Origin of the sequence: Pseudoalteromonas sp. bablab_jr011 (assembly GCF_016464045.1) — a bacterium.
In the GTDB taxonomy this organism is placed as follows: Bacteria; Pseudomonadota; Gammaproteobacteria; order Enterobacterales; family Alteromonadaceae; genus Pseudoalteromonas; species Pseudoalteromonas lipolytica.
Genome location: NZ_JACDWU010000125.1, coordinates 1 through 14286, shown reverse-complemented (window position 1 = coordinate 14286; position 14286 = coordinate 1). Strand labels below are relative to the sequence as shown.

Annotated in this window: 9 protein-coding genes and 1 pseudogene; 5 read left to right on the top strand and 5 right to left on the bottom strand. The window is 40.0% G+C overall.

Annotation, left to right across the window (positions count from 1 at the left end):
* The first annotated feature begins 182 nt into the window (after positions 1–182).
* The 3 genes from JIG41_RS05355 to JIG41_RS05345 are packed head-to-tail and all read left to right on the top strand — an operon-like array spanning position 183 to position 4102.
* Positions 183–2060, top strand: a complete 1878-nt coding sequence (locus tag JIG41_RS05355; protein WP_249406613.1) for an LTA synthase family protein — start codon at positions 183–185, stop codon at positions 2058–2060.
* A 15-nt stretch (positions 2061–2075) separates the two neighbouring features.
* Positions 2076–3701, top strand: a complete 1626-nt coding sequence (locus tag JIG41_RS05350) for a phosphoethanolamine transferase (protein WP_249406612.1) — start codon at positions 2076–2078, stop codon at positions 3699–3701.
* Positions 3702–3721: 20 nt separating this feature from the next.
* Complete coding sequence (locus tag JIG41_RS05345) at positions 3722–4102, top strand: diacylglycerol kinase (RefSeq protein WP_199524370.1); 381 nt, start codon at positions 3722–3724, stop codon at positions 4100–4102.
* On the opposite strand, the gene JIG41_RS05340 is transcribed toward JIG41_RS05345, so the two are convergent.
* The 4 genes from JIG41_RS05340 to JIG41_RS05325 all read right to left on the bottom strand — a co-directional run bounded on the left by JIG41_RS05340 (position 4099) and on the right by JIG41_RS05325 (position 9431).
* Positions 4099–4332: a hypothetical protein gene (locus tag JIG41_RS05340; RefSeq protein ID WP_036969669.1), complete on the bottom strand. Its 234-nt coding sequence runs from the start codon at positions 4330–4332 to the stop codon at positions 4099–4101. The genes JIG41_RS05345 and JIG41_RS05340 overlap by 4 nt on opposite strands.
* Positions 4333–4381: 49 nt before the next feature.
* Positions 4382–5134 (bottom strand): hypothetical protein, encoded by a 753-nt coding sequence (locus tag JIG41_RS05335; protein ID WP_199524369.1) that lies wholly within the window; start codon positions 5132–5134, stop codon positions 4382–4384.
* A gap of 62 nt (positions 5135–5196) precedes the next feature.
* Positions 5197–6714 carry a glycoside hydrolase family 10 protein gene (locus JIG41_RS05330; protein WP_074988608.1) on the bottom strand — a complete coding sequence of 506 codons (1518 nt, stop codon included), beginning with the start codon at positions 6712–6714 and terminating at the stop codon, positions 5197–5199.
* A 77-nt stretch (positions 6715–6791) separates the two neighbouring features.
* Positions 6792–9431 (bottom strand): TonB-dependent receptor, encoded by a 2640-nt coding sequence (locus JIG41_RS05325; protein WP_199524368.1) that lies wholly within the window; start codon positions 9429–9431, stop codon positions 6792–6794.
* A 992-nt stretch (positions 9432–10423) separates the two neighbouring features.
* Between JIG41_RS05325 and JIG41_RS05320 the strand changes: the two genes are divergently transcribed.
* Together JIG41_RS05320 and JIG41_RS05315 are read left to right on the top strand one after the other, a co-directional pair.
* On the top strand, positions 10424–10624 hold the full coding sequence (locus JIG41_RS05320; protein ID WP_199524367.1) for a hypothetical protein: 201 nt from the start codon (positions 10424–10426) through the stop codon (positions 10622–10624).
* Between the two features lie 272 nt (positions 10625–10896).
* Positions 10897–12276, top strand: coding sequence for an alpha-amylase family glycosyl hydrolase (locus tag JIG41_RS05315; RefSeq protein WP_199524366.1), 1380 nt, complete (start codon positions 10897–10899; stop codon positions 12274–12276).
* Between the two features lie 370 nt (positions 12277–12646).
* On the opposite strand, the pseudogene JIG41_RS05310 reads toward JIG41_RS05315, so the two are convergent.
* A pseudogene (locus JIG41_RS05310) lies at positions 12647–13210 on the bottom strand (cytochrome b); the annotation flags it as partial.
* Between the last annotated feature and the right edge of the window lie 1076 nt (positions 13211–14286).

Genomic DNA, 14286 nt, shown 5'->3' with positions numbered 1-14286 from the left:
GCGTTCAATGCGAGGATCGGTAATTGAATTAAAGTGTTTCAGAAAAGTAGCGCTCATATTTTACGTGACCAAGGTGATTATTATGCCTTGATCTGATCACTACATATTCTATAAGTTCAATTTATAATGATCTTGCCGTGAAACCTTTGTTTCGTTTTACCTTATTATTAATGACAGTTTTTATGCTGTCGAGAATTGGCTTACTGTTATGGCAGCAGCAACGGCTTGTTGATGGTGATAGCATAGCTGTGCTAATTGGTGGCCTGAGAATCGATTTGAGTAGCCTAGGTTACCTATCAGCTTTAGCCGTTTTGATGTTACTTGCTAACGTGTTTTTGCGCAGTAAAACCGCTTTATTTCAACATGCTTTTACTCTTTATAGCAGCCTAGTCGTAACTTTAATCGTGGTTGTTGAGGCTTCGACACCCGCATTTATTAACCAATACGATGTGCGACCAAATCGCTTGTTTGTCGAATACCTAGATTACCCTCAAGAAGTATTCTCTATGCTGTTAAATGGCCATCAGCTGGCTATGATAAGCACCTTAATTATTGCAACACTAAGTTGTGTGTTTGCGTATCGCTTTATAAATGCAGCATTTAGTAAACAACAAAACACTAAAAAGGCTAGCCAAGTGGTAATACTCGTTACCACCTTAATAATTTGTTTAATTAGCGCAAGAGGTACTGTAAGTCATCGACCTCTAAATCCGGCATTAGTGTATTTTTCGGGTGACTCGCTGGTTAATTCACTGGTGCTCAACTCACCCTACAGTGTAGCGTTTGCTTTAAAAAATATGGGTAATGAAAAGAATGCCAGTAGTCTATATGGCACCATGCCACGCAGTGACATTATCGACACCGTTAAAAAAGCATCATATCGCTCACAGTTCACCATTGAGGCAATCCCAACGCTTGCTGCTAACACAGCGTTTAACCATAAAAGTAAAAAGAACTTAGTGATCATTTTAGAAGAGAGCTTAGGTGCTCGTTTTGTCGGGGAGTTAGGTGGCATTGGTGTTACACCACACCTTGATAAGCTGTATAAAGAAGGTTGGGGATTTAACAATTTATATGCAACGGGTACACGTTCTGTCCGAGGAATTGAAGCTGTAACAACCGGTTTTATTCCCTCACCTTCTCGCTCAGTAGTAAAGCTATCAAAGTCACAGCATAACTTCTTTTCACTTGCCGATGTACTGGCACGCACAGGTTATATCACCCAATTTATTTATGGCGGAGAAAGTCACTTCGATAACATGAAAAGCTTTTTCTTAGGCAATGGCTTTAGCGATATTGTAGATATTAATGACATACAAAGCCCAGAGTTTATCTCATCTTGGGGAGTAAGCGACGAAGACTTATTCAATCAAGCTGATAAAGAACTAAACGAGCTAAATAAAGCGGGCAAACCTTTTTTCAGCCTTGTGTTTACTTCAAGTAATCACGATCCCTTTGATATTCCAGAAGGTAAGGTAACGCTGCCTGAAGGCCACGACCCTCAAAACTACAAACGCGATCTCGCAATTAAATACGCTGACTACGCGCTAGGTAAATTCATCGCAAAAGCCAAAACACAAGATTACTGGCAAGACACGGTATTTTTAGTGGTTGCTGATCATGATGTGCGCGTGTTTGGCTCAGAGCCTGTGCCGCTTAAATCTTTCCATATTCCTGCGGTCATTTTAAACAGTGATATGAAAGCAAAGCGTGATACTCGCTTAGTAAGCCAAATGGATTTACCGGTAACCTTGTTATCGTTATTAGGTGTTGAACAAGCGACCCCAATGATCGGCTACGACTTAACAAAACAATACCCCGTAGAGCGCGCCATGATGCAGTACTACGACAACTTTGCTTACGTAGAAAATGGTGAAGCCGTGATCCTGATGCCAAACCAAAAAGTGAGCTATTGGCGCTATGACCCTGCTAGTAAAACCCAAGTTGCCATCGATAACGCAGATAGCAGCGTTGAGCTTGCCAAAAAAGCCTTGGCTCACGTCTTATTTAGCAATTTAGCTTATACCGAACAGTTGTATCGCTTACCAAATAAACCGTAGCGATGAGGAATGATTATGAGCATGCAAATTAAACAACTCCTTACTAAAAAATGGCACGTTAGCTACAGCCAATTTGTCTGGCTGGTGTCGTTTTACTTGGTTATAGCATTTAATGGCCTGTTTTTATTTAACATGCTTGAAGCTGCCAGCAAACCTGAACATATCAATTGGTTATTTATAGCAAGCGTACCTTTTTTCTTATTAGCACTGACGGCAATGGTATTGAGTTGGTTATCGTTAATCACCTTTGTAAAACCCGTGCTTTTAACAAGCATCGTAGTTTCGTCGCTGTTGTTTTATGCAACCTTGAATTACGGTGTTATCTTTGATAAAAGCATGTTGCAAAATGTCTTAGAAACAAATTCAGGTGAGGCATTTTCATACCTAAATGTACAAGTCATCGCTTTTATTGGTGTGCTTGGGGTGCTCCCAGCCTATTTGTTTTCTCGCTTTAAAATTGTCGGAAACTTTCGTGTTCGCCTAAAAAGCTTTGCGTTTCTCAACGTCACAGCGTTTATTGCTGTAGCCGTTATTGCTGTGCCATTTTATAAAGATTATGCCTCTGTAGGGCGTAATAACCGCCAGCTAACAAGTTACATAACTCCTTTTGCATTTTACACCGCAAGCTATAAGTACTTGCGCGATAATTATTTTTACCCGCCTTTACCATTTAAAGTATTAGATAAAACACCGCATTTATTGGCTAAGCAGCAAAGCTCACTCACCATTATGGTGGTAGGCGAAACAGCCAGAGCAGCTAACTTTTCACTGCAAGGTTATGACAAGAAAACGAATCCATATACACCAAAACTCGGTGTGAAATACTTCAGCGATGTCAGCTCATGTGGCACCGCAACAGCCATTTCTGTGCCTTGTATGTTCTCGCGTTTAGATAGAAATGAATACGATTCCCGGCTTGCGCAGAGCCAAGAAAATGTGCTTGATCTAATCCAGCGAAGTGGTGTTGAAGTCACTTGGATTGACAATAACAGCAGCTGTAAAGGCGTTTGTGTTCGCGTTAAGTCTAAGACTATCGAACCAAATAAAATAAATACACAGTGTGATGGCCATTACTGTTTTGATGAAGTACTCGTTGAAGAGTTAGCTGCAACACTTGCCAAGAGTCATGCGACGCACCAACTAGTCGTGCTACACATGATTGGCTCGCATGGGCCAACCTACTATCGCCGCTATCCAGAAAAAGAGACTAAATTTTTGCCTGACTGCCCACGTAGCGATATCCAAAATTGTAGCAGCGAGCAACTCACAAACACCTATGACAATACCATTGCTTATACCGACTTAGTGCTGAGTAAACTAATCAACTTGCTTAAAGACAGTAAGGCGGATGATAAATCACTGTTATATGTCTCTGATCATGGTGAGTCGTTAGGTGAAAAAGGTTTGTACTTACATGGCTTCCCATACGCATTAGCGCCTAAAGAGCAAACCCAAGTGCCTATGCTATTTTGGAGTAATAAACTAGCCGATAGCCGCTTTAACCAATGTATTGAGCAACAGCGTAACCATGTTTTTTCGCACGATAACATATTTGACACCCTACTTGGCTTAACTCATGTCGGAAGTATTAAATATAACCCTGAGCAAGACATTTTTTATGCTTGCTCAAAACAAAGCTAACGAAATAGAGATTTCATACGATGCAATTTGATAGCACTAACAAACCTATAGGCATTAAACGTATTCGCCTAGCATTTAAAAATTCCCAACGTGCATTCACGTGGTTAGCAAAGCATGAGTCTGCTTTTAAACAAGAGCTGATACTGTTAGTCCTTGCCATAGCCGTGGTTTTTGTCTGGCAAATTACCCTGTATGAGAAAATCATGCTGCTTATCTCTGTGTTATTTGTGATGTTTGCTGAAGTGGTCAATACGGCAATTGAAGCTGCAATAGACCGCATAGGCCTTGAAATTCATCCGTTATCAGGCCTAGCTAAAGACTTGGGGTCAGCAGCTGTACTTATTGCTCTCACGATTTGTGCGCTGGTATGGGGCGGTGTATTTGTTAACAGCCTAGGTTAATTCGCTTTTTTATCATCTGGGGTGTCATTACACAATGCACAATGTCGCCCTTTTGATGAGTGATATAAACGGGTTGCGATAAAAATTGCCGTTGCAATAAATGACCAAAGTAACGCAAAACTTAATGCACTTTGTGTGTCGTGACCTTTAAGGATTTCTACCATAAATAATAAAATAGCCACCAGCGTGAAAACTCTAATGGCTCTTAAAACCCAAAATTTTGTACTCATAACTTACTCCTTTAAAAGAGTAAGCGTAGTGCAAAATAAGCAAAAACACCTAAAAATCCAAAGCAGGCTCAGACAAAACCTGTGCACCATTTTTAAATACTTCTAATTGCCCCGCTGGTGATTGCTCAGTACCTAGCACAATAACATGACACACATAGCGGTAGCCGTTATTTATAAACGTATAAAAATGGTTACCGCCACTGCCATCAAAGCTTAACGTGCCCCCTGTTATCACAATGCGTGGTTCATCCGCCATTGTTTGCGTGATGTCCCATGCTGCATAGCGGTATTGATTTTCTGCCAATTCATCAATACGAATTAAATGCTTTTTTGTCTTCCAAGTTAGTATCGGCTGTGTAAATTCGCGAAGACTTTCATGCAGGCGTTGTTTTTGCTTTGCAATAAGCGCTTCACGCCGTGTTTTTTCTGCTTCTGATTCATAGGGAACAGCCCAAATTGAACCATCAAAATCAAGCCACAATTTACCCGAGTCAAACATAATGCCTCGCCAGCCCATCATTTGCCAATCGTGGCGAATATTGGAGGTCGTGATTTTTTCAACGAACGCTTTATCAAAAACCTCATCAAAGCGCGCTATCAGCATGTGCTTGTTTTTAATAGCTTCTAAGGGGGCTTTACGCTTTAGCGGATAATGAACACGCTCTGCGATGGTGTCTTTATCACCCGCTTTAAATGCCGCAACCACTGGCTTAACAAGATTTATATGTTGAGTTGCGGCCATATTTTTTGTCGAAAAAATACATCCCAGCAGCAATACTGCAAATACCTTAATTGCGTTCACTCTGATGCCTATTTTATTGATTTTCATAAGCGTAACAGATAAAGGGATACAGCGTACAGACTCTACTTGAAGGCGATTTCTGTGGCAGGGCTTTGATTTCCTAGCCTATCGACCGCAATCACTTTTACAGCATTGAGCGACTGCCCCTCTTTTGTTTTATTGACCTTAAGCCAATTAACATCAGGCGTGTAAATTTGATAGTGCCAATCATCACCATATTGCGTGTACACTAAGCTGTGCGCGACGTGTTCGGGGGTTGTATGTTGCCAGCGTAACACTATAGATTCAGCCTGTTGTTGATACTCAAGTTTAAACGGTGATAGAGCGGGCATGTCTATCCAAGGCGTTTCAGGAATTAAAGCTTGATGCTGAAATACGCCATCTGCAATGACGTCACGCATTAATTGGCTACCATCCAGTGCGGCAACATTCCAAAAAACGGTCCCTGGCGATGCAGTCAAAAATCCACGGTTGATCATTATTTGATTAACCACTTCATTAACACCTGCTTCGTCGAATGATCGCAGCGCATTAATACCCGGCCATAAATGACGACCTTGCGTGTTTTGTGACTGCCACCAGCTTAATAAGAGCGGGTAGCTTTGTGCGTATTGGTTTATTGGCCAATAAAGCTGAGGTGAAAAGTAATCTAACCACCCTTCGTTTAGCCATAACTTGGCATCTGCAAAAAGCGTTTCGTACTGATCCATGCCACGAATGGTACTAGGCTGTGTTGGTCTGTATATACCGAATGGGCTGATCCCGACTAACACATGTGGTTTAATTTCTTTCACCGTACTGTAAAGACGCTGCACAAATGTGTTCACCGCATTGCGTCGCCAGTCTGGCACACTAAGCGTCCCACCTGCTTGAATATATGCCTGATATTGCTCAGCATCTGGAAAATCGTCTCCTTCGTTATACGATGGATACGGGTAAAAGTAATCATCATAATGAATGCCATCTAAATCATAGCGCGTTACCAGCTCTGTTAATGTATTTAATGTATGAGTGACCACATCTTTATCTGTCGGCAAAAACCAAAAAGTACCATTTTTTAATTTAACCACCTTATCAGGCTGGGTATTCACGACCGACTGCGACGATAATGGCCCGCCTACATGATGATGTGCTCGATATGGATTGATCCATGCGTGAAGCTTTAAGCCACGTTTATGCGCGTTTTCTATCCAAAATTGTAAGGGATCATAATAAGGCTCTGGGGCTTTTCCCTGCTCTTTCGTTAAATAGTAAGACCACGGCTCATAACTACTTTGATAAAGGGCATCAGCTTGGGGCCTCACCTGAAAAATCACCGTATTAAAATTATGTTGTTGCAGCGTATCCAGTATTCTAATTGCGTGTTCTTTTTGCTCTGCAACAGGTAACCCCGGCTCCAGGGGCCAATTTATATTGGCCACTGTCGCAACCCACGCTGCGCGAAATTCTCGCGCGACGACCTGTTGGTGAATTTTGCCAAGCATCTGCTTTTCAGCACTACTCGGCTCAGAACTGGGCAAAAAGCTACATCCAATCAAACCAGAAAACATCAACAAGATAAGTAAATTTTTAAAATGCATAGCTAACCTCTTATTAAAAAGGCACAGCATAAATATGCTGTGCCTTAATTAAATGAGTAAACGTCGAATCAATCTGATTAGAATTTCATTTGTGCGCCCAGTAAGAAACGGCGACCGTAGTCATGAATAGCCAACGGACGATTGTTATCGGGCATACCTGTGCTGTTACCCGACGTCGCTTTTTGCTCTTCGTTTGTGAGGTTAATCGCTTGGAAAATAAGATTAAGATTTTCTGTCACGTTGTAACTCATGTTCAAATCATATTGACCAAAGCCATCTTTATACTGGTTTAAACCTAAGTAGTTTGTGTAGAAGTACTCAGAGCGATAAGTGTATGAAACACGTGCAGAGAATGCGCTGTTTTCGTAATAAACCGTGGCATTAAACGTATCTTCAGAGTTATTTGGTAATACGGCTTCTTCACCTGCTTCTTTTTGCTCAGCGGTTTGCTCAAGCTCAGCATCAGAATAGGTATAGTTTGTTTGAATACCAAAACCATACGGTAGTTTTTGAGTATAGTTCACTTCGAAGCCCGCATTTTCGCCACCTAAACCATTTTGTGGCTGCGTCACTAAGAAATCACGCACTTCTTCAATACCGGTATCTGGGTCTGTCCATGTCCACTGTTTTTCAACAGTCGCATTGGTAATATACGAGTCGATATCTTTGTAGAAGTAAGCAAATGATAGAATTGACGATTCATTAAAGTACCACTCTGCCGAAAGGTCATATTGAGTCGCACGATATGGTTTTAAATAAGGATTCCCTTCGGTGCCTTTACACCCTGTGGCAGCTGCACAGTAACCACTTTTGCGTGCAGATAAAAAGTCATAATCAGGGCGAGACATCACTTTTGCCGCAGCAAAACGCACAACAACATCATCGGCTAAATCATAATTAATATTTACACTCGGTAAAAAGTCATCGTAACTATTTGTGCTTTCGACATCTTGAATATTTTCAGGTGCAAAGCTGCGACCTGTGTACTCAACTGAACGCGAATCAAGCTCAGTTTTCACCGCTCGAACACCCATGTTACCGCGCCATTTATTGTAATCGAACACAGCCTTTACATACCCAGCGGTCACGGTCTCTTCTAAATCAAAGGTGTAATCTAAGTGCTCGTATGGGCCACTAGTCGGCGTGGTTGATGAAATCCAATCGGCGTACTTAGCGTTATCAAACTGCCATAAAATTGCATTTGCCCCCTCGCCCATAAAGTCAGAGGCCGAGTCGCTTGCAAACATACCCAAGTGATAAGTTTCACCGTCTGCTGACACTTTAGGGTAATTAGCTTTCATTAAACTGGCTGCTTTTGAGTGCTCTCTGTACTTAACACCCGCTTTGATAGCGGTAAAAAAACCACCATCAAGTAAATATTCAACGTCTAATTGACCATAAATTTCTTTTGAGTCATTAAAAATATCGTTTTTATGGTTATAGTCTAAGCGGTAATCTTGTGGACTTAAGTCCGCTGATAAAGTGACATCGGGTGTACCATTTTCAAGTGTAAATGAGGCACCTGTATTAGCATAATATTCTGAATACACATCGCTGACCTCACCATCCGCTTTGCTGTAACCTAATTGCCCCGTTACGGTGTAATTTTCAGCTTTGTAAGTTACTTTTAAATCATGCGCTTGAGTCTTAAATTCGCCCTCGTAACCTGCATTACCGTAATAACCTAAATTATTATGAGCCGGTAAATCACCCGCCACTAACGTACCATCAACAATAACAGGATTTTCTACATTACTGATGTTTTGTAAAATAAAACCACTGGAGTAAGTGCCAAACGACTTGTGCTCCGACGATGAATATAAATTGTTAAATACAAAATCCAGATTATCGTTTGCAGCATATTGCAGCGTCACGGTTGCGGTGTCTAAATCACTGTCACTTGCATAACGGTTGTAACCCACAGCACCCGGATAAAACTCAGCATTGCCGTCTTGGTTTGCATCAGTACTACGGTAGCCAAAACGTACTTCTTTACTGTCACGTTGCGTCGCTGTTTCTTTGTGAATAAAACCCACATTGAAGCCAAAGTCTTGTGCTTCATTTTTCCACGAGTATAAACCCGATAAATACGGTTTTATTTCATCAGCATTTTCAAAATGGAAAGCCTTTACTGATAACGCGGCATAATTTGCCTCGCTATCCAACGGCTTACGTGTTTTAACAACAACGGTTCCACCAATTGAGCCTTCGTCAATGTCAGCTTCAGCCGATTTATATACTTCAAGCGTATCAACAAGCTCTGCAGGTAATAACGAATAGTTAAAACCTCGTGATGGGCGCGTAATTGAGGCTGAAGCTGTCGCTGATGCCACGTTTTGCCCGTTCAACAACGTAATATTTAAATGAGGTGCAGTACCACGGATACTTACTCTGTCGCTTTCGCCACCCAAGTCTTTTTCAACCTGAACACCTGGAATACGCTGAAGTGCGTCTGCGACCGTTTGATCTGGAAACTTACCGATGTCTTCTGCAGACACAGCATCAACTACGCTATTTGAAAAGCGCTTCATATTGATACTTTTTTCAACGGAAGCCGCATAGCCACGAACTTCTATTTGTTCAATGTCTTCTTTGGTGACTTTCTTTTTATCAGCTTGTTCATCGGCTGCGAAAACCGATGCTGAAGCCCCTAAAACAAGTGATTGAACGAGCGCTTTTTTAATACAAATAGCTAACGCAGAGAATTTTTTATTCATGAAACTGTAACCCTATCGTTTTTTATAAAGTGAGAGATTTTGTGACTACAAACTACATAAATGCTCTTTAGAACAACAAACGGTAACAACTTGATTGTTACATTGCGGCTACAATATTCGTAATAAACTTTAAAATCAAGATATTTTATTCTTTATATTTAATTTTTTGAAAATATAAAATTCTATAAAAGGGACTAAAAGTGTTTAGCTGAATTTTTGCCACATTATTTTTTATCCATTAATCAACGTTATAGAAAACGAGAAAAGGCTATATCGCTTAACGCCCCCTGATGAATACGCATTTATAACGCCTAAAACAGAGAAATTCGCGCTCGGGTTGCTGTTATTGGGTAACCAAAAAGTGCTGATGAGACAGTGGGTATACACCCCTCCTAAAAAGAGTATGCTTAACTCATAACTCAGTAAATACAGTACACAGAAAACTGATTGCAAGGGCCGTTGTCACCATAGTACCGGCACTTATCGGCTTTCGCTCTCTGTGCTCGCCGTAATGTATAAATACCTAAACATAAACTTTAACTTTTTGTTCGATTACAAAAAGCGTTTTATCAGCCTTAAAAAGTGCCCGATAACATAGTTGCAACCGCCTCTTTTAAAACGCTTGCTAGCTTACTCTGTATGCCATTCACTAAACACATAGCCATTAAATACACAAAACGCATTGAACAAATCTTTTAGTAAAAAATTAAACTAAAACAATGAGATACTAAGATTATTAGTTAATTCAATTAAATATGCAGCCTACCTATTACTGTTTTTAGATAAATAACAGCTTATTTTTCAATGCATTATTTTGCGAATATAAAACAGGTTTTTGAACGTTTTTTACCACTGACGCATTAACATTTAGACATAAATTGACGAGATAAAAATGATGAGCCATAGTCATTCAACCCATGCTTTAATCCAAAACAGTAAAACACTCTCAATAAGCAGTGTCATTGCATAAAAAAATAAGGAGGGAGAATGTTATGAGCCGTAAATCAAAATTAATTTACCGTATTATGTTGGCCTCTAAACTTCGTAGCCGTAACAAAGAAATTTCACTGGAAAAACTCAAACAAGATTGCTACCTGAGCGAGTTTGAATTATTAACCATTATTAAAGAGCTTGAAATCAAACAGCTCGTCAGCTGGGATCCCAATAAATCTGCATTTTTCATCTCTGCTTGATTTCCCAAGATCACATAACGGCTAGCAGTACTTAATATTAGCTAGCCGTTTTATTTATTGATACTAGCCGTTTTGTTTATTGATAAAGGCACCCCTAAATAAACTTAACCATTCCAGAAAACATCAAAAAATAACTACGAATACACAGCAAGTATATCACTTAATCGATTATGTAAATTAAAAGTGAATACGTATGCACTTTATTGTTGCACCGCGATTTGAAGTATATATTTTAATCACATGCTGTTATTCAACTGTGTTTAAGGAATCACATGAATTCATTTCTGCAAAAAAGTTTACTAATACTCACACTGTGTGTGCTCACTGCCTGTACGCAAACCACGTCAACATCCCATGTTTACGAGCCAAAGCCCTATGTAAAGATCACTCACCCCGACTGGTCAAAAAATGCGGTAATGTATCAACTAAACACCCGTCAATTTACGCCCGAAGGCACCTTTAACGCAGCTAAAAAGCAGTTACCTCGTTTAAAAGAGTTAGGTGTCGACATAATCTGGTTAATGCCCGTACACCCAATTGGCGAAGAAAACCGTAAAGGCACTCTCGGCAGCCCATATTCAGTCAAAGACTACAGAAAAGTAAACCCTGAACTGGGCAGCCTTGATGACTTAAAAACCTTTGTAAGTGAAGCGCATAACATGGGCATGTACGTTATTTTAGATTGGGTGGCGAATCACAGTGCATGGGATAACTGGCTGCGCTATGAGCACCCTGATTGGTACGAGCGTGACTACCAAGGACAATTTAGACCAACGCCTTGGTGGGATTGGTCTGACATAATCGACTTCGATTACTCAAAACCTGCGCTGCGTGAATACATGACAGAGTCTATGAAGTTCTGGGTAAAAGAAGTCGGTGTAGATGGCTATCGTTGTGACGTAGCCGGTTTCGTTCCCGTTGATTTTTGGAATAATGTACGTCGCGAACTCGATGAAATAAAACCCGTATTAATGCTAGCAGAATGGGAATCTCGTGATTTACACGCTGAAGCCTTTGATATGACCTATGCGTGGTCATGGTCAGAACACATGCACAAAATAGTTAATGGCCATGCCGATGTCAGCGCTCTGTTTGTTTACTATTCTTGGAACGAAAGCGCATTCCCTGTAGAGGCTTATAGGCTTGTAGGGGTTGCCAATCACGACTCGAATGCATGGGAAGGGACTATGTTTGAAACCTACGGTGACGCACTTGAAGCGGTCATTACGTTATCGGTCGTAGGTGAAGGTTTCCCAATGATTTATAACGGTCAAGAAGCAGGAAACGATAAACGACTCGCCTTTTTTGAACGCGATCCGATTAAGTGGCAACCCCACCCAATCGGTGATTTATATAAATCACTATTTGCACTCAAACATCGTAACGAAGCGCTGTGGAATGGCCAATTTGGTGGGCGTATGGTACACGTACCAAACACGGCTCCAAAACACGTTCTTAGCTTTGTACGCGCAAAAGGCGATGATAAAGTCTTTGCAGTATTTAACCTATCCAAAGAACCGCAAACAGTGAACTTTAAAGAACCATTATTTATCGGTGAATATAAAGAGGCGCTATCGGGGAAAACGGTTAACTTTACCAACGACACAATGTTAAGTTTGCCCGCTTGGGGGTTTAAGGTATTAGAAAAATAATGACCTTAGGTACATAACAGCTCTCTTAATTAAGAGGGCTGTTTTAAGGCTCAAAAACAAGGTGTTGATAAAATAAGTTTCGCTCTTTAAAACTTGGTTGCCATAGCTTGGCTGTTATGGCTTGGCTGTTATGCATCGCTGATTTAGCCGTGCTAAAAACAAATTAAAGCACAGCGGTTTCGCAATAAAATAACGATAAAGTGACTAAAAAGGCCAACTATAATTTGTAAACGTTGGCAATGTAGAGCGAGCCAACGGGCCGACTTAAACGACTTATTGCGTCGTTAAATTAAGCTCACACGCATGAACAGACCTTGATAATTGTGATACCAGACCTTAAAGCTCCACCATTTTGGCTTTTGTAATGTGTTTATTTTTTAGAAAACAACATACGTTTAAAAGTGTTATCTGCCAAAACGTAATGGTGAAATAATGCAGCCGTAGCATGTAAGCCTATTAAGTAATACCCAACCTCACCTGCTGTTTCGTGTATTTCTTTTATGGTTTTACCAAGCTCTTTGTTTTCACTTGCTAATGGGGGGAGCTCTACACCAAAAAATGGCACAGGTTTACCTGCCATACTCAATATTAACCAACCCGCTATCGGCATAGTAAACATAAAGACATACAGCAAAACGTGTACACATTTAGCGAGGGTGCTTTGCCACTTTGCAGGTTCAGGCTGAATAGCAGGTAACGAGCCACTCGCCAAACGCACAATTACCCTCACACAGACTAAAACTAAAACCGATAAACCCAACATAAAATGCCACATTTTAAAGGCATCACGGGTTTCAGTGCCTTTTTCAAATAACTCACGTAGTTCAATACTGCCAAAAACAGTGACAATTAATATAAACATTAGCCAGTGCAAGGCAATAGAGACTGTATTGTAATGAGTTGTTGTATTTTTAAAATTCATAATGCCTCTTTTGTAAAAAACGCATTCAGATAAGTGCTCTTTTTATGCGTAATAAATGTGCAGAATTAGCCTAGCGTATACTCATCCTTATTTTCATGTTCTAAAACATAAAATGAGTTACTTTTAACTTTTTTTTTTTACTACTTTCTTGCTTACTACTTTGCTTGCACTTAACTGTAATTTATTAAACTTAAAATAACCTTATGTATGTTATTAAAATTAAATATCGAGGATAAAAACGATAATCTTAAGTGACCGTTTTAAAAAAATAACGTGCGTTTAAGAGCTATAAACAACTGAGGTTGAAGCAAACAAAGGGGACGATTCAGAGCATGTATTAATCGGCTCACCAAATGGGCCATACTTATTGTCTGTAATTATTAAACCTGAGCTATTCGTTTCACCCAAGATAGCTTGTTTCTTATTTATGCCGCATCAAAGAGTTAATAAACCACTCCACATAAGGTGAATTAGGAGGGATTTTTATACTCATCGAAAGCAGATTCAACTAAACAGCTAGATTTATTTTTTGTTTATAACTTACTTGAGGATTTAACAGGCGGTGTTTTATTTTTTCTGTACATGTGAATGAGTTGAGTACTACTTATTTAGGTACTAATTAGTTAAGTACAAAGCCATGTCACTTTATACTTTCAATTTATGTCATCTTTTACTTCAAACAACAACCCATGTTGTTTGAAGTATAAGTTGACATAGCCAAACTCGGTTTTATTGAGCCACAGCGGCGCAAGTGAAGTATAACTTTGCATAAGATTGAAGTATAAGGTTGCATAAAGTTACAGATTAAAGATTAAGCGTAACTAAAAATAAATATTCTATTAATTAAAATATCAAATCCAAATCAACCCACGCTGAGATCTTTACCATATTCTTTGCAACTAAATTGTGGACAAAAATGCGTTAGAGCTGAAGGGCTGTTTTGTGCCCAGACTGTGTAAAAACTAATTTTTAATAAATTGTCTTGGGTATGTTCTTAGTTTGAAACCATTTAAGATGGTTGCGATCGATTTTTTCTCAGTATCGCAATTTTCTCCGCGCGAGCGAAACTGCTATGGCAACGCTACTCT